At 42.1% G+C, this 20,446-nt stretch carries 12 protein-coding genes and 2 pseudogenes; 8 read left to right on the forward strand and 6 right to left on the reverse strand.

The genetic code is table 11. From position 1 onward, the window contains the following. Positions 1–53 precede the first annotated feature (53 nt). The gene (locus tag ACM0OZ_RS05075) at positions 54–1,691 is read left to right on the forward strand and encodes a tyrosinase family protein (protein WP_414581728.1); all 1,638 of its coding nucleotides are present in this window, start codon (positions 54–56) and stop codon (positions 1,689–1,691) included. Between the two features lie 320 nt (positions 1,692–2,011). On the opposite strand, the pseudogene ACM0OZ_RS05080 reads toward ACM0OZ_RS05075, so the two are convergent. Both ACM0OZ_RS05080 and ACM0OZ_RS05085 read right to left on the reverse strand, forming a co-directional pair. After that, a pseudogene (locus ACM0OZ_RS05080) lies at positions 2,012–2,266 on the reverse strand (zinc ribbon domain-containing protein); the annotation flags it as partial. 505 nt (positions 2,267–2,771) lie between these two features. Further along, positions 2,772–4,907, reverse strand: a complete 2,136-nt coding sequence (locus ACM0OZ_RS05085) for a tetratricopeptide repeat protein (protein ID WP_414581729.1) — start codon at positions 4,905–4,907, stop codon at positions 2,772–2,774. Between the two features lie 414 nt (positions 4,908–5,321). Here ACM0OZ_RS05085 and ACM0OZ_RS05090 point away from each other — a divergent pair, with 414 nt between their 5' ends. The 3 genes from ACM0OZ_RS05090 to ACM0OZ_RS05100 all read left to right on the forward strand — a co-directional run bounded on the left by ACM0OZ_RS05090 (position 5,322) and on the right by ACM0OZ_RS05100 (position 11,394). Beyond that, a complete protein-coding gene (locus ACM0OZ_RS05090; RefSeq protein ID WP_414581730.1) occupies positions 5,322–6,599 on the forward strand; it encodes a ShlB/FhaC/HecB family hemolysin secretion/activation protein in 1,278 nt (425 codons plus the stop codon). After that, positions 6,553–8,100, forward strand: coding sequence for a hypothetical protein (locus tag ACM0OZ_RS05095; protein WP_414581731.1), 1,548 nt, complete (start codon positions 6,553–6,555; stop codon positions 8,098–8,100). The genes ACM0OZ_RS05090 and ACM0OZ_RS05095 overlap by 47 nt, the downstream gene beginning before the upstream one ends. Positions 8,101–8,427: 327 nt before the next feature. Beyond that, positions 8,428–11,394 (forward strand): CHAT domain-containing protein, encoded by a 2,967-nt coding sequence (locus ACM0OZ_RS05100; protein WP_414581732.1) that lies wholly within the window; start codon positions 8,428–8,430, stop codon positions 11,392–11,394. Between the two features lie 351 nt (positions 11,395–11,745). Here the strand turns inward: ACM0OZ_RS05100 and ACM0OZ_RS05105 are convergent, their stop codons facing one another. Together ACM0OZ_RS05105 and ACM0OZ_RS05110 are read right to left on the reverse strand one after the other, a co-directional pair. Then, complete coding sequence (locus tag ACM0OZ_RS05105) at positions 11,746–12,312, reverse strand: fasciclin domain-containing protein (RefSeq protein WP_414581733.1); 567 nt, start codon at positions 12,310–12,312, stop codon at positions 11,746–11,748. A 671-nt stretch (positions 12,313–12,983) separates the two neighbouring features. After that, positions 12,984–14,621 carry a mechanosensitive ion channel gene (locus tag ACM0OZ_RS05110; protein ID WP_414581734.1) on the reverse strand — a complete coding sequence of 546 codons (1,638 nt, stop codon included), beginning with the start codon at positions 14,619–14,621 and terminating at the stop codon, positions 12,984–12,986. A 333-nt stretch (positions 14,622–14,954) separates the two neighbouring features. Between ACM0OZ_RS05110 and ACM0OZ_RS05115 the strand changes: the two genes are divergently transcribed. Beyond that, entirely contained in the window at positions 14,955–15,404 is a 450-nt protein-coding gene (locus tag ACM0OZ_RS05115) for an SRPBCC family protein (RefSeq protein WP_414581735.1), read from the forward strand. Positions 15,405–15,615: 211 nt separating this feature from the next. Further along, positions 15,616–16,902, forward strand: a pseudogene (locus ACM0OZ_RS05120) (RNA-guided endonuclease InsQ/TnpB family protein). A gap of 1 nt (position 16,903) precedes the next feature. On the opposite strand, the gene ACM0OZ_RS05125 reads toward ACM0OZ_RS05120, so the two are convergent. After that, entirely contained in the window at positions 16,904–17,728 is an 825-nt protein-coding gene (locus tag ACM0OZ_RS05125) for a SirB1 family protein (protein WP_414581736.1), read from the reverse strand. A 320-nt stretch (positions 17,729–18,048) separates the two neighbouring features. Here ACM0OZ_RS05125 and ACM0OZ_RS05130 point away from each other — a divergent pair, with 320 nt between their 5' ends. Together ACM0OZ_RS05130 and ACM0OZ_RS05135 are read left to right on the forward strand one after the other, a co-directional pair. After that, the gene (locus tag ACM0OZ_RS05130) at positions 18,049–18,795 is read left to right on the forward strand and encodes a 2Fe-2S iron-sulfur cluster-binding protein (RefSeq protein ID WP_414581737.1); all 747 of its coding nucleotides are present in this window, start codon (positions 18,049–18,051) and stop codon (positions 18,793–18,795) included. A gap of 280 nt (positions 18,796–19,075) precedes the next feature. Next, entirely contained in the window at positions 19,076–19,477 is a 402-nt protein-coding gene (locus tag ACM0OZ_RS05135) for a fasciclin domain-containing protein (RefSeq protein WP_414581738.1), read from the forward strand. Positions 19,478–19,707: 230 nt separating this feature from the next. Here the strand turns inward: ACM0OZ_RS05135 and ACM0OZ_RS05140 are convergent, their stop codons facing one another. Beyond that, a complete protein-coding gene (locus ACM0OZ_RS05140) occupies positions 19,708–20,013 on the reverse strand; it encodes an RNA recognition motif domain-containing protein (RefSeq protein ID WP_414581739.1) in 306 nt (101 codons plus the stop codon). Between the last annotated feature and the right edge of the window lie 433 nt (positions 20,014–20,446).

The following is a 20,446-nucleotide window of genomic DNA, read 5'->3' on the forward strand; positions in this document are numbered from 1 at the left end:
TGCTTTCGCTTGCACTTATATACTCTTTGAGCTATCAAATTTTAGAGAAAGCCATGAGAAAGTTTATTTTCGCTTTGATTTTGGCAATATCTGTTTTTGGGTTGCTGCTGCTACCAAGCAACGCTTATGCCCAATCTATCCAGTCCACCGAGTTACCCCAGTCCACCCAGTTCACTAAGCCACCCACCCGAGTTCGGAAAAATATTTACACTCCCGAAGGACAGAAGGATCTACAGACGCTTAAAGACGCGCTTACCCTGATGCGAGAACGGGGTTGCCTAGATCCTGCTAGTTGGTATTTCCAGGGAGCAATTCATTGGATTCCCGATCCTACGACTTATCCTCAGGGAAATCCTCTGTGCCCAGGTTATACCTCAGCAACGGCATCAACTCCAGAGGTAACACAATTGTTACAAAACTTTTGGCAGAAGTGCCCCCATGAAGAAAATGTTAATATATATCACTTTCTACCCTGGCATCGACTCTACCTTTCTTTCTTTGAAATAGCTGTTCGTAACATCACTGGCAAGGATGATTTTGCCATTCCGTACTGGGATTACACCGATAATGGGTCTTCAGAAAACAGCATTATCCCAAACGCGTTTAGAAGTCCTGCTGATGTAACTAACAGTCTTTATGAGCCATTGAGGCGTAGAATCCTAAATAGCGGTAGCTCAATATCAGCTGCAGATGCAAACGACCCGACTCCTGTTGCAAACCAGATTACTCAAGAGACGCTGATTGAAGGCAAACAACAAGCGTACCAAGCTATTCGATTTCGGGATTTTTCTAGCCCGCTTGAAAACTCACCTCACGGTCTCATGCACGTTGAACTCGGTGGTGTGTATCGCTCTAGGACATTCAATCCTATCACGCAAACTGAAACTAATAGAGGGCTGATGACAAGTGTTCCTACTGCTGGTTTCGACCCAATCTTTTGGGTACATCACACTAATATCGACCGTATATGGGAATCTTGGACAAGACAAAGAGAAAAAGATAACCCAGCAGCAACAGATATCAGAGTAACGGCTGAAGAATTAAATTCAGTACCTTGGGTGTATAATTTTTATAATGGAAGTACTGCGATTAGCTTCCAACCATCAGAAGTGGTTTCCGAGGTCTATAAACCAAGTTACAACAATTCCATCTACGATAAACTTGATGAAGTGCCACCGAGTCGCCGAGCACAGAATCGTTCACGCGATAGATTCATACTACCCGTAGAAGACACTATTGTTACCTCTGAGGAGGTTAAGACTAAGTTAACTGATAAACTGACAACAGTAAATATTCCATTATCTACCCCTATTGAGATATCAGAAGATGTGGTAGAGCGAGGTGCTCCTTCTGGAAATGAAAATTATGAGTTGGAAGTTCAAGTGTCTTTCCAGGGAGAACCAACGGGAGCTTATGATGTTTATCTAAACCTGCCCAATACAGAGGCGACTGTTGACACTCTTGACAAAAATGCTCACTTCGTTGGTGTTATCAATTTCTTTGAAGTACCGAGTTCTGAAAGAGTGACAAAAACCGTCCTGTTTGACATTACCGACAAACTCATTGAGCAGGTGAAAAGACGCGAACAACCGTCGGAAATCCAAAACTTAAAAGTGTCTTTTCTCGCAAAAAATGCTTCGACCGCAGAGGACATTATTGTTGAGAGGGTTTTACTTCGCAAGTTTGGGTAGTTGACACTCCCACACCTTCTAGGTGTGGGATTCTTGGAGACTAAGCCAAGTCTCCAATTTCCCATAGACTCAATTGAGTAGGCGGGTTCCCAGGCACACCGCGTTTGAAGAATGCGAGCGCGGTGTTGTTTCCTTTTAACCATTGTTAATTCAACGGTGGGCGTTTCAAGCAGTACTAGCTGCTTGGGTTTCGCAGAGTCCCTACGTACCTTTTTAGGGTTAATCATTTTAAGAATGCTTAACCCATTATTTTTTATCGCACGGTGCTTTATATTAATAGCGGCTTGCTTGTCTGCGTGTGCTTCATACCCACATGATGTGCAAACAAACCTTTCTCCAAAACAAGATAAAGCATCTACGACCCCGCATTTAGAACAAGTGCGGCTTGTGTTTTTTGGGTCTACTTTAAAAAAACTTTTTCCCGACTTTGCAGCCGCGTACTGAATTTTTTCTCTCAAAGTTCCCCATGAAGCATCTGAAATGGAACGGTTCAAGCCTCGTTTTGCCGATTGACCGTTCTTAAGAAAACGACCTTGGTTAACATCGTCAGGCAGGGAAGTGCACCTTGCCTTCATGCCTTACTACAACGAGTACTCGTCTTGGAACACAGATCCACAAAACAAAGGCTGGCCTATCTTAGAAGGACAATGCGTCGGATGCACTCTTTTTATCCGGTCATTCATCCCACGTCTCACCCGAAGGGGAGCTGATATCTTGCACCAAGAAACATTGACGTTATTTTAAAACTCGGTACTAAGCCTGAAGTCCTTGTTTTACCGATAAAAGCTAAGAAAAGTGATGTAACTTTATTGCGCTGCTTTTTACTAAATCCAGGCTTATACGGTTAGGTGCAAGATATGAGGGAGCGTGGGATGAATGACCGATTAAGCTAAAAGTAGGATTAAGGAGCATCCCAAATGTGCAAAAACCTTGATAGCCCTCATCCCCTCACCCCTTCTCCCAAATATTAGGAGAAGGGGAACCCCTCACCCCATCCCCTCTCGCATATATGCGAGAGGGGATGGGGGTGAGGGCTAGAATCGGTACAAAGGCTTCTTTGATTGGGATGCTCCCCTGGGATTATACTTTAGTTTTTTCTAATTGTTCGCGTAATTGTTCCTGGGGAAATCCAAGTTCAATGGCTTTTTGGTATGAATCATACGCTTCTTTACGTTTTCCTAACAGCTCTAAAGCAGATCCTCGATTAGCCCAAACGAAGGCATCTTTCGGTGCAAGGTTTTTAGCTTTGTCAAAGGCTGCTAAGGCATCACTGTAGCGTTGTAGATCTAACAATATTAATCCTTTATTCAGCCAAGCAGGATAGAAGTCATTTCTTCTTTCAATTGCTTTGTCAAATGATTGTAACGCTTCTTCGTACTTTTGCAATCGTTGTGCTAGTAACATCCCCCGGTTATACCAAACTTGATGATCATCTGGACGAATTTCACTAGCTCTATTGAAAGCTAGAAGAGCGTCTTGAGGTTTTCCGATTGCATCAAGCGTATTACCTTTTCCCACGAGAGCTACATAGAAATTTTTATCAATTTCAAGTGCTTTTTGATAAGAAGTCAGTGCATCTTGAGGACGATTTAACTTTTGCAAGATATTCCCTCGTTCAGTCCAGGCGAAAGGATCTTGTGGCTTCCTTTTCAGAAGAAAGTCATAAGATTCCAGTGCTAGTTTATAATAGTTCTTGCCAGCTTCTGGTCCTTGCAACTGTTCTGTAGCTAAGGCGATATCATTCCAAATTTTTGGTTCATCAGGTCTGATTTCCCTGAGTTTTTCAAAAGACTGTGATGCTTCTTCATATTGCCGCAAGCCCATATAAGCTAAACCCTGACCGCTCAACGCTTCTGCATTATTAGGGTCAATTGCAAGTACCTTATTAGAAGTCTCTAAAGCTTCTTGATATTTACCTATGTTATATAATACTTTACTTTTATTATTTAACGTTTTTAAGTTATTAGGTTGGAGAGAAAGTGCTTTATTATAAGAATCTAAAGCTCGAAAATCACTTCCCATGGTTAGGAGAGCATCGCCTCGTCCTTTCCAAGCTTCAGGAGAATTGGGCTTGATTTCTCTGAGGTTTTCAAATTGTTCTAGAGCTGCTTCTGGTTGACGGAAATCCAGTAATCGATCGCCTTGATACGAATAATATAAAGGTCGGAGAAATGGGTAAATAAATTCTAAACTGACTAGAGTAATACCTAGTGCTATAAGTCCGATTGGAATGTGCCAAAGTCTTAAAAATGTCCGTTTAGGCAGTTGCGTTTCATTATTCTCAGGTATGAAGAATGGTATTGTATCATTTCTGGGTGCTGTAATTTCATTCAGGCTTATGAAACCGTTGTTTGGATCTATCGTAGTTTTATTATTGTGATTGTTATTGTTATAAGATTCGATAACGTTATTTAAATCTTCCAGAACATCATCTACAAACTGGTAGCGACGTTCTGGACTAGAATACACCATTTTTGTTAAAACGGTTGCTAGGGAATTATCAATATCAACTCCGTTAGGAAATATCACATTGTCTTGTTCATTGCGTTTTAAATTTTTTGGGTGTATTCCAGTTAAGAGATGAATTGCTGTCATACCCAAGCCATAAATGTCACTGTTAAAGCTTGGTTTTCCTTCCATTTGTTCTATAGGAGCATATCCAGGAGTTCCAATCATGGTATGAAGAGGTAACTGATACTGGGAACTTCCCTTAGAGAAATATCTCGGTTCTAATTGCTTAACTGAGCCAAAGTCAATCAAGACAAATTTGTTATCTTTGTCTCTTCTAATAACGTTAGAGGGTTTGATATCGCGATGAATAATATTTATTTGATGAAGATGTTTCAGAATTAATAGTATTTCTCGTAAAAAATCAATAACTTTTGGCTTTGTCCATAGCTGCTCAAGTAGCTTATCTAAAGATTTACCTTCTATATATTCTTGAACTATGTAAAACTCTTCATCTTCTTCAAAATAATTAGAATATTTTGGTATCTGTCGATTTTGTTGCAAATAGGAAAGAAACTGGGCTTCTCTTTGAAACAGTGTTTTGGCTGTTTCAATATCAGCATTTTGAGGGTTAAGCTTTTTGACAACGCAAGGAGAGTTGGATGACTGAGTATCTTTAGCTAGGTATGTGACACCAAAACCTCCTCTGGCTAATTCTTTGATAATTTGGTAACGCCCTACTAGTAAGCCTTTAGTTTGTTTTGCCATTTTGAGATAACTAAGTCAACGTTCAAGCACTAGATTGTATTATCTTAGACATATTGATTACTTTAAACTATTAAACTAACAATGCATATCTTAACCCCAAGGAAAATCTAGTCAAATTTATTAATTTTCTCTACTTTTTGATGATTATCTATTATTTACTATTATTTTCACTATAGAGAGCGTAATTTTTAAATCCTCACTTACTAAGTGGGTTAAGACTCTTGTTTGTTTTGTTTTCCTGGCTTGGATAAGTAAAATTTCTTTCGATTATAATGACTGAAAAGGAAATTCGTGGTAAATAATCCTTAAGTTAGATAATTTATATGGCATTCGTTTTCACACAGCGATCGCACTTTGTGCCGGTTGGGGCGCGATTGCCCTTCGTCATAAAACTTTTCTTGAGGAGTGCATACTATGATGAGAATGGGCAGACAGCCCGGAGGCTTGAGAGCCAATCTCGCTGTTTCGTTGATCATCAAGCTGTTGATCACCTCTTATGCTTGTAAAGCCTCGGCTGGAAGCTTACCAGGTGAGCGGAGCAGTCCCGAAATACCTCCTCCTGAACTTGAGATTCCGACTTTTACACATAACAATACAATATCTAATATCATTTTATCTCAGGTTCCGAATCTTGCTCCGGTTCCCAATCCGATTACACCAACACCGCCTCCACCACAGCCAGCCCCTTCTCCCCAGCCGCCTCCAAAACCTCCACTTAATGAAACTCCGTCAACACCTCCCACATTAGAACCGCGTCCTGAGATTCCTGGGTTTATCACTGTTAAGAAGTTTGAGTTTGAAGGTAACACAGTATTTAGTAACAAAAAGTTAAGCGAAGTTACAGCCGAATTTACGAATAAAACCATCACCTTTGCCCAACTGCTGCAAGTAGAGGCTGTGATCACAGAACTTTACACTCAGAACGGCTACATTAACTCTGGTGCAGTCATTGCTGCTGGACAAAAATTTCCACCAGAGGGAGCAGTCGTCAAAGTTCAGATTGTCGAAGGCAAAGTCGAGGAGATTAGGGTGACAGGGACTCGACGGTTGAACCCAAACTACGTACGCAGTCGGGTAGCCCTGGGAACATCTACACCTTTAAATCGGTTCCAGCTACTAAAAGCACTGCAAGTATTGCAACTTAACCCTTTGATTAAAAATTTTGCAGCTGAGTTGTCTGCTGGGTCTAGTCCGGAACAGAGTGTACTGGAAGTTAGGGTAGAAGAAGCGGACTCTTTTAGGACAGAATTGTTTGTTGATAATGGTCGTGCGCCTAGTGTAGGTACTTTCCGGCGGGGTATTCGTATAAGTGAAGGCAATGTATTTGGCTTGGGCGATCGCTTTGATGCAACATATACGAATACCGAAGGGAGTAATGCCCTTGACCTGAGTTATAATTTACCGCTCAATCCCCGCAACGGGACACTCGATTTTGCTGGGGGATTTACAGACACTACGGTGATTGAACCACCGTTTGACCGCATTGATATCACGGGTGATTCTTTTTACGTCAATGTTGGTTTCCGCCAGCCAATCATCCAAACTCCCACCCAAGAATTTGCACTGGGTTTCAATTTATCTCGACAGCAAAGTCAGACGAAAGTCCTGGGGGAGGGCTTTCCTATTTCTTTAGGAGCCGACGAAAATGGAGAAACCCGCATTTCAGCACTGCGGTTTGTTCAGGATTGCTAAGGGAACTTTCTTCAGCAGCAGTGTTGAGCCTGGAGGCGTAGGCAATGGTGGTCATATAGTCATAAAAACTGGCACTTTGCGTTTAGATAGTTCTCAAATAAATACAACCACAGCAGGAACAGGTGATTCCGGTAACATCATCATTGAGGCACGAGACCAAGTAGCCCTAGTGCAAGGGTCTGATATGTTCTCTGAGGTAACTTCCGCTTCCGAACCACAAGGAGGGGGTGTAGGTGGAAACGGTAAAGGCGGAGATATCCAGATTACAACTGGTTCCTTACTGCTAGATGTTGGTGCTAACTTGCGTGCCGATACTGAAGCTCGTGGTGATGCAGGTAACATTATCATCAATGCGCCAGATAGTGTCACATTCAAGAGTGATTTAAAAGAATTTAGCGGTGGTGCTTATACCCAGGTAGAACCTCAAGCGGATGGAAGAGGCGGTGATATAAGAATTAATACAGGTACTCTATCCGTTTCTGGCTACCATCAAATCAACACCAGAACCCAAGGACAAGGAGATGCAGGAAATATTGTTATTGATGCAAACTCAATCGTTTTCGATGGCTCCGGTGTTAGTGTAAGTAGTGGTGCTAGTCAGGAAAACAGGCTTCCAGGCACTTCCGGTAATGGTGGAAATATTAAGATTAACACTGGGTCTTTACTAGTAACTAATGGTGCAAAAATATTCGCAGATTCAGAGATTAGTGGAGCGACTGCGGGCAATATCGAGATTAACGCTTCTCGACTGACCCTCAACAACGAAAGCATTATAAAATCTGAATCTGTTACTGATGCTGATGGTGGCAACATCACGCTTAACCTGCGGGACTACTTATTGATGCGTGGCAAGAGTGAAATTTCCACCTCAGCTGGCACTAATCAAACAGGTGGTAATGGCGGCAATATCTCTATTAATGCACCTGATGGCTTTGTTATTGCTTTCCCATCAGAAAATAGCGACATTACTGCTAATGCTTTTACAGGCAATGGGGGCGATGTCCGAATTAACGCTACTGGTATCTACGGCATCCAATTTCGAGAAAAACGAACATCAAACAGTGACATCACTGCCAGTTCAGAATTTGGGAGTGCGGGTACGGTAGAAATCAAAAGTCCAGACGTTGACCCCAGTCAGGGATTAGTTGAATTACCAGAAACTGTCATAGACCCCACACAGCAAGTTGCCCAAAACCCCTGTCAACGAGGTGTAGGCAGTACTTTCGTTATCACCGGACGTGGCGGGGTACCATCCAGTCCTAACCAAGCCATCAGTAGTGATAATGTTCGCGTTGATTTGGTGCAGCCTGTCGCCAGTACGGGGAATTCTAATAGTGCAAGTACGAAAAAGCCATCCACCAGTGCAACCGTGAAACAAATAGTACCAGCCCAAGGATGGATTTTCAACGAAAAAGGTGAGGTCGTTCTCACAGCTTATGATCCCACCCGCACTGGCTCGCAACGCAATTGGCAAAAACCCGCTAGTTGTGCTGTGCGTTGATATTCATTTTCTGGCGTTGCTCTCCGCAAGCGGGGAGAAGTTCTTATATTAGTTTTTTACCAAAATTTTTACCCACCTTGAAAGGGCTAGGTTCTTATATCAGCCCTTTCAAGGTGACTAAAAAATCTAGAAAATTATGCCCGATTTTCGCGACTTTTGACCTTCGCGTTCTTCGTGCCTATGTCCAGAGGACACGCTGCGCGAACGCGGTTAAAAAATATTTTTCATACCACGAAGACGCGAAGAACACGAAGAAAATCTAAATCTTCAACTTGCACTTTGAAAGGGCTGGTTCTTATATCTAGACCTTGACAGGAGAAAGAAAATATGTATATCATCCAGCGTGGACTCAGAAAATTACAAAATTTCTTCAAAAGAATCTATCAGAGACTTCAAAATACAAAAATATCCAACTTTTTCTTGTGGGATGGGCATCTTGCCCGTCCTATAAACTGGGCGGGCAAGATGCCCACTCCACAAAATTGGATAATTTATTTGTTGGAATACCCTAAGAGACGTTCCCTTTTTCTCGCAGCCTTATTTATCCTCTCAACAATTTCGCCTGTTGTTGCTGCCAAAGTTTCTTTACCAACTCCTATTGTCCAATCTCAATTCGATGCGGAACAGTTAGCAAACAAGGCGACTACATTATACCGCAATGGAAAATTTGAAGAAGCGGCGACAGCGTGGAAACAAACAGCGACTGCTTTTGCTGCCAAAGGAGATAAATTAAACCAAGCAATGGCGTTTAGTAATCTCTCTTTGACTTATCAAAAACTGGGACAGTGGGAACAAGCAAAAAAAGCGATTGAAGATAGCTTGGAAATTGTGAAAAACCAACCACAGGGAAAGGAACAATTTAAAATTCAGGCTCAAAGCTTGGACGTTCAAGGGTATTTGCAAAGGGAATTGGGACAATCAGCAGATGCTCTCAAAACTTGGGAAGAAGCTACTAAAATCTACAGCCAAATTAATCAGCCTGAAAAATTAGCCCAAAGCCAAATAAACCAGGCTCAAGCTATGCAAGATTTGGGTCTTTATCCTCGTGCTTGTAATACTTTATTGGAAGTTGTACGTAAAGAACTTGGGGTGAAAAATTGTCAAGAATTAGATCCAGAACAACTCACTCCAGAAGAACAAGAAAAATTAGTTAAACGACTGGAAGAAATTGCTAAACAAGAATCTCCTTCTCTCTCTACAGTTGTGGGATTGAGAAGTCTTGGCGAACTGCTGCGCGTGCAAGGGCAGCTAGAACTTGCTACACCCATTTTGCAAACAAGTATAAACCTGGCTCAAAAATTGAATTCTCCTCAAGATCTAGCGGTTGCTTATTTAAGTTTGGCTAACACATTACGAGATATTGCTCAGGCAAAACAAGCTAACGACGAAGCGATTGGAGAAATAGAGGATTATCAAGGAAGAGCAATAAATTCTTATGATGACGTTGTCAAGTTGTCTCAATCACCAACGACACGACAGCAAGCACAAGTCAATAAACTCAGTTTATTACTGAAACGTCAGGAATTCCCACAAGCAGAAGAATTATGGCGAACTCTCAAGCCTCAATTGAGTAACTTGTCGCCGAGTCGCGCAGGAGTTTACCTCCAAATTAATCTTGCCCATAGTTTTGTTGAATTAGCTAAACAAGGTATCTTGACGAAGGCTAATTCCCAACTTCCAACTTTTGAAGAGATTGATCAAATCTTAGCTCGAGCAACCGAACAAGCCAAAAGTTTGGGAGACAAAAGAGCCGAGGCTCATGCTTTGGGAAATCGTGGGAGTTTGTATCTGACTGGAACGAGGAAAAACTTGTCTCAAGCAGAAGAATTCACAAGACAGTCTCTGATCATAGCTTCAACTTTCAAAGCACCAGATATAGCTTACCAGTTTGCTCGGCAGTTAGGACAGATACGAAAAGAGCAAGGAGATATTCAAGATGCCATTACCGCATATACTACATCCTATGATGCCCTTCAAGCATTACGCCGTGATTTAATAGCACTCAACCCAGAAGTCCAGTTTTCTTTTCAGAACACTGTTGAACCAGTTTACCGAGAGTTAGTCGAGTTAGACTTAGAATATGCTAATTCCTTAAAAGATGCAGGCAAAAATGAGGAAAGCCAAAAACGACTCGTTCAAGCTCGTGATGTTTTAGAATCTCTGCAAGTCGCAGAACTCAACAACTTTTTTAGAGAAGCTTGTGTGGAGGAAAATCCTAAACAGATTGATAAAATTGACAAAGCAGCAGCAGTTGTTTATACAATTCTTTTGCCTAATCAATTACACGTTATTCTTAGCTTACCAGAACAACCAAATTTAAGCCTTCATACAATCAAAGTTGCTCAGAAAGAATTTGACGACACTATAGATGAAGTGCAGCGTTCTCTGATAGACCCTGTCAGTATCGAGGAAGATTCGCGCACATACTATAAAAAGCTGTATGACTGGGTGATCAAACCACTAGAGCCAGAGTTGAAAAATAGTAAAGTCACAACTCTAGCTTTTGTCCTGGATGGAGACTTGCGGAATATCCCTATGGGGATTCTTTATGATGGCAATCAGTATCTAGTACAAAGGTATGCCATTGCTTTAACACCTGGTTTGCAGCTCCTTGATCCAAAACCAATTGCAAAAGTGAATTTAAGAGCCTTCACAGCAGGGCTGAGCAAAATCCGCCCGAACTTTGAACCACACAGAGATTTTTTACCATTAAGTAACGTGCAACGTGAACTCGAACAAATTGAGAAAATTGGGCTATCAAACCAATTGATTCTCAACGAGAAATTTACCAGCGACGATTTACAACAAGAGATTCGTGCTTCTCGTGTTCCTCCGATAGTCCACCTTGCAACTCATGGTGAGTTTAGCTCTACTGCTGACAGAACGTTTATCCTCTCTTGGGATCGCCGCATTAATGTTAAACAGTTAGGTAAGTTATTGCAAGACAAAACTCTGTACCGAAATACACCCATCGAACTATTGGTTCTAAGTGCCTGTAAGACAGCAAGTGGAGACAAACGGGCTGCTTTGGGACTAGCTGGTGTAGCAGTGCGGGCGGGCGCTCGCAGTACGCTAGCGACACTGTGGTCAGTTGTAGATCAAACGACTGCTGAAATTATGAGTGAATTCTACAACCAGTTAAAGGACGCCCAGAAAACAAACATAAATAAAGCACAAGCACTACAGAAAGCACAGTTAGCTTTTATCGATAAGTACAAGGATAACGATAAGAATAAGGACTACAGACATCCCCATTTCTGGGCACCGTTTGTTCTAGTGGGAAATTGGCAATGAGGTGCAATACACTCTTGAATTAGAGGTCATTTATAAAGTAAACATAAAATTCTTGTAGGTGTGTTAGGCGCAGCATGAGCGATATGATTTGTAACGAAAAACATGACATGAGCGCCTAACGCACCGCCATTAAGATGGTGCGTTAGGCTAAAGCCGTAACGCACCCTACTTAAGATTTACTTGGTAGTAAGCGCTTTAGCGCTAAAGCGCTTACTACAAACTACTTCTAACCCTCAATTATTTCTTGACAGACCAATAGTAGTTTATGTCATTAATTTTGATATGTCGTAGGGGTCAGATCCCCGACTTCTTTAAGAAGTCGGGGATCTCCTCCTAACTCCTTGCACTCATCTAAAGTCCAGGGGGTACTAGCACTTGGTTAATCTCAATAATCACACCATTCTTGGCTTGGATAGACGGAGGCTTACCAATAGCATTGTTTAGTTTGACGTTGCCGTTTTTGTCGAAAGTTATCTTGACCGCATTACCTTCAAGTAGTGTGGGTATTGGCGTACCATTTAAGTTTTTGTGAGTTTTCTCAGTGATGATACCGGAAACTACGTGATATTTCAGCACTTTTTCTCGATTTTCTTTTTGGCTATACCGTTGATAAGTTTGTTTAGGTAAAGCTTTAAAGGCATTATCGGTGGGAGCAAAAATTGTGAATTGCCCTTGCTTGAGCTTTTCCAGCAAGCCTGCTTGCTTCAATTCATAAACAAGATTGGAATATTTACTATTATCTGCAAGGGTATCAGCAATGTTTTTCTCAGAATTGCGATAAGGGTAACTGCGATATGCAGAAGGTTGAAAAAGAGCATACGGAGGATAAAATTTTTTGGCTAGGACAGGAATACTGATAAGGGTACTGATACCAGCAATTCCCAGAACGAAAGCCAATTTCTTGAACTTTTTGGTCATTTTGGTAGTTGAACCTTGAATAAACATAAAGTAGGCAAGTTCCACGTAAACTATTGGACACTTTCTCAACTTTTATTCTTGATGAGAGACTTAAGCGTTGACAAAAATAAAATTATGTGCTTAAGTTTTTCCCTGACTTGCTAAACGGAAGTTAGGGTTAAACCAGATCTACCTGTATATTCTTATTACGGTTAAGCAAAACCATTTTATGCATTTTTCTAAATCCAAATTTAAAAGAGGGCAAGTCAATTGCTTGTAGGATAAAAGAGCGGTTTTCAGCTAAGGTGGGCATTGCTTACCTAAGAACCCCACCCCCGTAAAGCTACGCTTCACGTCCCCTCCCCGCTTGCGGGGAGGGGATTAAGGGGTGGGGTAGTTAACGTGGAATCATCACTAATTAACCGGACTTGATATCAGACGTTTGTCATATAAGCTTTTAGAAGCAATGCCCACCCTACGTTTTGTGGTCTAATCATAAGAGTAAGCGCTGTAATATCTAACTCATGAGATTACTCTACTCTAAGTCTCAACCTTAACTACAACACCTTTATAGCTGATTCCGAACCTTTTCTACATTTTTGCAAAAAGGCTGCCCTTTGTGATTGCTTATTTACCTTAGGTAATAACAAATAAGCAATCACAAAGGGCTAATGGCTCCCTAGTTTTTTGTGTTAACTTTTTCTTTTGAAAGAGTCAAGCCATTCTTGGACTTGGGTTCTGGCAATATCGCGAGTGCCTAAACCAAACGACAAGGCAATAGCAACGGCGATCGCCCCGACTAAAAGTCCAAAAGCTAAATTCACAATATCACTGGCAACACCAATTTGTTGCAGTGCCATTGCAGACACAAGCGCAATGATCGCAATCCGGGCTATCTGTCCTAAAATCCGTGCTTGGCGATCGCCTGAACTGGTAATGATGTTAAAGGCAAGATTTGCTAGATACAAACCCACAGCAAAGACTACCAATCCCGACAAAATCCGCCCCAACACTACTACAATGCCACCTACCAGTGCTGTCAGTGCCGGAATATTCAGAATATTCACCGCCGCTAAAGTTGCAAACAGCATTATGCCGACTAGGACAATAATGCCGACAATTTCCGATGGCGTACGGGTTGTAGTGCGTGCTGTTGGTTCTTGTGGAATAACAACTCTTCTGGTGGGTGATGGCAAACCCAGAGCAGAGAAAATATTGTTAAAGCCTATACTTGTGAGGATATTGGTCACCAGTTCCCCGACAAATCGCCCAACGAAATAGGCAATAATCAAAATAGCGATCGCTGTAAAGATAGCCGGCACTGCATTGAGAATCTGTTGCAGCATCGAGATTGCTGGCACAGAAATTGCGTCGATTTGCAGTTGATTGAGTGCCGCAATTGCGACAGGAATCAAAATCAAGACATAGACAACTGTGCCAATAATCGTCGATATCGATTGCGTTCCTGATGTTCCACTGAGTCCAAACTGTCTTCCCAAATTGTCAATTCCTGTTGTCGCCAACAAGTTCGTGACTATCCGACGCACCACGTTAGCTATAAACCAGCCAACCGCAGCAATTAATGCCGCACCCAAGATATTGGGTAGAATTGAGATAATCTGTGTGACAAGAACTTGTACCGGTAGTAGTGCTTGGTTTAACCCCAGGCTATCAAGCAACGGGATGAGAAAGACTAAAAAGATGAACCAATACAAAGCATTGCCAATAGTCTCACTTACAGACAGCTGATTGAGACTAGGAGTATCATCTTGTGGTGTATTTAATCGTTCATCTATGCGTAACGCCCGCAGTGCGCGTACTGTTATCAGCCTGACTAAGGTAGCCACCAACCAGGCAATTCCTAGGATAACCACTGCACCCACAAATCTGGGTAAGAAGTCACCAATCTGATTCAGAAAAGTGTTCAGCGGCTGAGAAGCTACCCTAAGTTGTAGCGTATCTAAAACGGCAACTATTGTTAAAAGCAGGACGCCCCAAAAGACTAAGTTGGAGATAATTTTCTCTATCTGGGGAACATCCCCACCACCGGTTATCCCTGAAGCGATGCGGTTGTCTATATTGGTACGATTGAGGAGCGAACGCGTCACACCAGCTGCAACAGCAGCAATGATCCAGCCAATTAATAAAATGAGCACTGCTCCCAGCAAACGGGGCATAAACTGAACCACCTGTTGTAAAGTTCCTTGTAGGTAATTGACAGCATCGGGTTGTTCCGATGGCAAGGTTGGTGATTGTGCCAAAAATTGCTGCACCCTCACTGACAAACCAACCTCCATGACCTGGGATATTCCTTGCCAAGTTATATTCATGGTTGTTCAGAATTAAAGTTGAGTGTTATTGCAGAAAACATCTGAGATGCTTCTGATGTGGATTACCCTGATAATCCTACATTCCGGTAAGTTTATCAGTATTTTGTCTATAAATTTACCAGTAAATTGATTGAATGAAGTTAATATCTAATGTTTTTTTTTAACTTTTTTGTTGTTATTTCTTATTTCGTTTTATGAATAATAAACTTTAGAATCATAGATAATTCATCATAAAAATTTCAATCTTTAGGTTATTTATCGTATTGTTGAAATCTGTTATATTGAAGTCATTTTGGGTTACTCTAGGTGCAGCCATAGCAAGAAAGATGCCCAATGTCTCAAGTTTTTGAACAATCGATTCAAATTAATGCTACAGCCACCGTAGTGGAGCGCTGCATTACCGAACAAGCTCTGATGCATCGCTGGCTGAATCCTGTGTTACGTTGCGAACCTGTAGGTACGTGGAGTACTGATGTCGGTAGTAAAAGTCGGTTCGTGATTCAAATACCAGTGATAAAACCTACATTGAATAGCACAGTCGTGGAAAGACAACCGGGTTTAGTTGTGTGGGAGTTCCAAGGTTTTTTTAAAGGGCGCGACACTTGGGAATGTCAACCGATAGACAAAGGAACGCGCCTTGTTAACCGCTTTGAATTCGAGATTCCCAACCCTTTAGTGAGTTGGGGTTTCCAAACGTTTGCCCAAAATTGGACAAAAGAAGATATGCAAGCTCAGCTTGGACGCCTCAAGCGTGTTGCACAGGAAGTACAGCAATTTGGATAATCGTTATTTAACTGTGACGCGGAAGTCCCCACCCTCAACCGTTGGTAGGGTGGGGATAGGGAGCGGGCGGCGACGATTGCATCTATGACCAAAATCAACCTATGGTTGATAAGGAAATGGATGTATGAGGAGTCGCCAAATATTTTCCGCAATCCACTTACCGCTAAATATATATTGTGATAAAATAAAGAAACTAAGGAGGTGATATTGAGTGCTGCACAAAGCCGTACAAGTTCGTTTATACCCATCAAAAGAGCAAGAAATACTATTAGCTCAGACATTTGGATGTTCTCGCTGGTGGTGGAACTATGCTCTAAATAAATCTATCGAGGTTTACAAAGAAACAGGTAAGGGACTTGGACGTTCAGCACTCAATGCACTATTACCAAGCCTCAAGAAAGCGGAAGATACTGCATGGCTAGCTGATTGTTATAGCCAGGTTTTACAGGCTACAACACTTAACCTAACCACAGCGTACAAAAACTTTTTTGATAAACGTGCTGGGTTTCCTAGATTCAAGTCTAAGCAGGGTAAACAGTCAATTCAATATCCTCAAAACGTCAAAGTTCTTGATGGTGAGTCCAGTCCTGCAGGAGGGTTTCCCTCCTGCGGGAACTGGCGAACCCGCAAGGGTATTGTCAAGCTTCCGGGAAACATTGGAGAGGTGAAAGCTAAAATTCATCGACCAATTGAAGGGAAAATCAAGACTGTCACTGTTAGTAAAACGCCATCAGGTAAATACTTTGCATCTATCTTGACTCTTGTTGAAGGTGAAAATCACACCGAGACAGACGGTAAAATTTACGGCGTTGACTTAGGATTGAAACACTTTGCTGTTGTCACTGATGGCGAAAAGGTTTCTAAGTACGACAATCCTAAACACATTGCCAAGTACGAGAAAAACTTGAAGCGCAAACAGCAAAAGTTAGCGCGTAAACAAAAGGGGAGTAATTCACGCTACAAGTATAGAAAAGTTGTTGCCAAAGTGTACGAGCGAGTTAGTAACTCACGGCAAGATTTTCTACATAAACTCAGTTACAAGTTGGTCAGCGATAGCCAAGCTGTCATAGTAGAGAATCTTCATGTCTTGGGCATGGTACGTAATCATAATTTGGCAAAAGCAATTTCTGATGTTGGATGGGGAACATTCATTAACTTCTTAGCGAACACGCGCTAGAACGCAAAGGCGCGAGGTTGATTGAAATAGATAGATGGTTCCCTAGTTCCAAGCTCTGCTCTAATTGTTTCTATCAGATCTCTGAGATGCCATTGGATGTCCGTGAATGGACTTGTCCTCATTGCAATACTCATCATGATCGGGATGGGAACGCAGCAATAAATATTAGAGCAGAAGGTATCAGAACGCTAAAGGCGGAAGGTTCAGCCGTCTGGAGCTGTAGGAGGGGAGGTAAGACCAAAGATGGGACGAAAGTCTCATTTGAGGCACTCGCCTATGAGTACAGAAGCTCATGGTTCAGCCGAAGGCAACCATGAGTAGTTCACCGACTCCTCCCCAGCAGAGTCAGTATCTGCCGAATCGCAGGAGCATCTTGAGCATGGGGAGCTTTTGCCAGATAAGCTTCCAAGTCGTTAGCAGCTTGATCAGATAGACCAAGTTCATAGTACAAAAGACCGCGATCGCGCAATTCTAGTGACGCGCCAGGAAACAGCAGTAAAATCCGTTCAACGGCTGCTAAAGCTTTTTCCAACTCCTGTTGATTCAAGTAAATATATTTCAGATTCGCCAACATCCGTGCCAAAATTTGCCTCTTACTCACTGTTGCTAAAAATTCTGGTTGTAGCTGCACAGGTTGTTGATAAAATTGGCTCAGTCGTTCTTGGCAATCTTGAGGAAACATAATTTCGCCACCATTGAACGCATCAATGAAAATTTCTGTATCCGCAATGTCTGGGCGAATCACGAAATGTCCTGGCATTCCTACCCCTACCATAGGAAAGTCTATTCTTCGGGCAACCTCCAAGTAAACCAATGCCAAGGTTATAGGAATTCCCAAGCGGCGTTCAATGACATCATTTAAGTAGCTGTTACGCGGATCATAGTAATCTTCCACATTGCCAGCATATCCCAAGTCATCATAGAGATACTGATTGATACTTTGAATAATTCGCAGAGGATACCTCTGGGATGGCAAGCGTTCTTGTAGCTCCAAAGCCATTGTATCAAGGGCATTGAGGTATTCTTCTGGGTCGATGTTAGGGTATTCTTCTTGTGCAATATATAAAGCTGCCTTTGCTAAGTCAATACGCTCATCAGGCTGCTGGATTTCTTGGTCAAAATATTGCCGCGCTGACGAGAAGTTCATAAGCAAATGTTGTTGAACACAGGTTTAGGAAAAAGAGTGGAGCGAGTAAAAAGTTTTGCTACTTCCATTTTAAACTTGCTACTGCAATTTAAAAAATGAAAATTTCAAATTCAACTTTCTGTGAAGCTAATAATAGCACTGAAAAGAGCTAAGATAGGCTCTAACACAAGGTCTTCTCTCTCTTTCTCATGACTTTTAGCAGACAAATCAAATGTTTGACCACCTATATCAAATTTACCAAAAATACTATTTAAAGATTATGAAGAAGTTGCTTCCAACATCTAAATTTGGAAGCCCCACTATGCCCACAAGGGCTAGTAGTGGGTAGTTCACCATGGCAGATGATGTCTGCTGTGAAACTGCTTTTAGAAGGACACGCGAAAACTGATGCTGAGATTTGCGAACAAATGAGCGGCAATATTTGCCGATGTCATGCTTACGCAAATATCCTTGCGGCAGTTCGTGGAGTCTGCGATAACGATCAGAACTCGAAGGCTTCAGTTTTTTGGCGAGGCACTGTATGTGGAACGGGGCGATGTTGCCAAAGCTATCCGCTAAACACGCTTACAACAGTGGACAAGATAGCCAGTCAAGCGCGAAAGCTACGTTATTTAGGTCACGACACCTACAGGTGCTTTCCAGCTTGTAGCAAGGATGCCGCATCCGTTAATAGCACTCGGTGGGCGTTGTTTAGCAAATTGAAAGAAACAGCGTTGTCAGTTGAAACGGGAACCGGCGGCAGAACAAAATACAACCGTACACGTCTAGGGCTACCCAAAACTCACTGGTTGGACGCTGCTTGTGTTGGCGTTATTGAAACCTTGCAAGTAGTAACAACACAGCCGCTCTTGATTGCCGCTAAGGGATGGGGAAACCGTCAAATGTGTACAACCAATAAGTACGGATTCCCTATTAAGCACAGAACTCGTTGTAAAACCTTTTTTGGGTTTCAAACTCGTGATATGGTGCGAGCTATACTACCTGCCGGTAAGTTTGCAGGAACTCATATTGGTCGATTAACTGTACGAGAAAGTGGAGTTTTTGCGCGGGAGAACGCCAAAAGGTAAGATCAGCCCTGTACGCCATAAATATTGCAAATCTATTCACCGCAATGATGGCTATATGTACACATTTTCCACAAATGTCCATTGAATTAACGATTAAGGGCGTACCGATCGCATGATTGCATTGCGTTCCGAGCGATCGCTACGATACGCCTCGTATTTGCCATTAGTCGAGATCATCAATTATCTCAGTTAAAATGCGGTAACTTGATAAATTTACCGCATTTTATGTAAAAAACTAGTTTATACTTGTTAACAAATCACACAAACCCAGGTGGAACACATGGCTGACATTGTTGATACTGCCGTTAATGCTGGCTCTTTCAGTACGCTAGTTGCTGCGGTTAAAGCTGCTGGTTTGGTAGATACTCTTAAAGGCGCTGGTCCATTCACCGTCTTTGCACCTACTGATGACGCGTTTGCTAAGCTTCCAGCTGGCACAGTAGACGCATTGCTTCAGGACATTCCAAAGCTCAAGAAAATCCTGACGTATCATGTTGTTTCAGGTAAGGTGACGTCGGCTGACGTAGTGAAGCTGAAGTCAGCTACTACAGTTGAAGGAACGGAAGTGAAAATTGACGCTTCTAATGGCGTCAAGATAAACGATGCCACAGTAGCAACACCAGATGTTGATGCTGATAACGGTGTCATCCATGTGATTGACAAAGTGTTAATTCCTGCGTAAGCGAACGCGAAGAATAGCGAATACTATTTGTGGGGCAGCGACTACCAATAGTCACTGCCCCACAATCGTGATATTTCAGCAAACACTTTGAAACATCAACGCTAGATCTTTTTACAAAGCAACGAAAAGCCCCCGAGAAAAGTTGGGGGCAAAGTCCATAAAACAGCAGAACTCCGTTTTAGCTTTTGCTTGTTGCATTTCAAAGCTAAAAGAGTTCTATGTTATGAAGCTTAGTAGCGGTTACGTCCGCCGCTGTAATTTCCACGGTTCCCGCCATTAAACGAACCTTTGTCTTCCCTGGGTCTTGCCTTATTTACTTTGAGGTCACGACCCATCCACTCTGCGCCATCAAGAGCTTCAATGGCTGCTGATTCTTCAGCATCTGTACCCATTTCCACAAAACCAAAACCGCGTATCCGACCTGTTTCCCGGTCAGTAGGAAGCTGAACTCGCTTTACAGAACCATATTCTGCAAAAACAGCATTCAGATCATCTTGTGTAACTTCGTAAGAGAGGTTACCTACATAAAGTGACATAAATTGTCTCCAAAATTATAAATGTGTAGAGATTTACATTTCGGAGACAAGCCTGTCAAGACTAAAAGGAAAAAGCCTGTCAACACTATCACCGAATTCATTCTCATTTGTGATGATAACATACCATTCCGCACTGAAGACGGCGAGCTTGAAAAACTGTGATAAAAAGTCATAAGTAGGTAGGTGTAAATAAAAAACGAAAGTTTGTAGTAAGGGCTTTAGCCCTTAAAACCATTGCCTTGAGCGAAGACAGCGCTCACTACGAACCAAGAGCGCATTTTATGTTTAATTTCACCCACTAATACCAATTCTCTATAAAGAAAGCACTTAATAAATATTTCTCTGTTCCGGGCGCGTTGTTGGCTTCTTGGCGGTTCCTTTTCTAATATTAAGTGCATCTTCATGGGGAATTGGTATGAAAAAACTTTCCACA

Source organism: Scytonema sp. PCC 10023 (genome assembly GCF_963920835.1).
Lineage (GTDB): Bacteria > Cyanobacteriota > Cyanobacteriia > Cyanobacteriales > Nostocaceae > Kalymmatonema.

Bases quoted from the DNA above. Each gene is read 5' to 3' on its own strand.
- ACM0OZ_RS05075 (WP_414581728.1), top strand. From the start codon at position 54: ATGAGAAAGTTTATTTTCGCTTTGATTTTGGCAATATCTGTTTTTGGG.
- ACM0OZ_RS05085 (WP_414581729.1), bottom strand. From the start codon at position 4,907: ATGGCAAAACAAACTAAAGGCTTACTAGTAGGGCGTTACCAAATTATC.
- ACM0OZ_RS05090 (WP_414581730.1), top strand. From the start codon at position 5,322: ATGATGAGAATGGGCAGACAGCCCGGAGGCTTGAGAGCCAATCTCGCT.
- ACM0OZ_RS05095 (WP_414581731.1), top strand. From the start codon at position 6,553: ATGGAGAAACCCGCATTTCAGCACTGCGGTTTGTTCAGGATTGCTAAG.
- ACM0OZ_RS05100 (WP_414581732.1), top strand. From the start codon at position 8,428: ATGTATATCATCCAGCGTGGACTCAGAAAATTACAAAATTTCTTCAAA.
- ACM0OZ_RS05105 (WP_414581733.1), bottom strand. From the start codon at position 12,312: ATGACCAAAAAGTTCAAGAAATTGGCTTTCGTTCTGGGAATTGCTGGT.
- ACM0OZ_RS05110 (WP_414581734.1), bottom strand. From the start codon at position 14,621: ATGAATATAACTTGGCAAGGAATATCCCAGGTCATGGAGGTTGGTTTG.
- ACM0OZ_RS05115 (WP_414581735.1), top strand. From the start codon at position 14,955: ATGTCTCAAGTTTTTGAACAATCGATTCAAATTAATGCTACAGCCACC.
- ACM0OZ_RS05125 (WP_414581736.1), bottom strand. From the start codon at position 17,728: ATGAACTTCTCGTCAGCGCGGCAATATTTTGACCAAGAAATCCAGCAG.
- ACM0OZ_RS05135 (WP_414581738.1), top strand. From the start codon at position 19,076: ATGGCTGACATTGTTGATACTGCCGTTAATGCTGGCTCTTTCAGTACG.
- ACM0OZ_RS05140 (WP_414581739.1), bottom strand. From the start codon at position 20,013: ATGTCACTTTATGTAGGTAACCTCTCTTACGAAGTTACACAAGATGAT.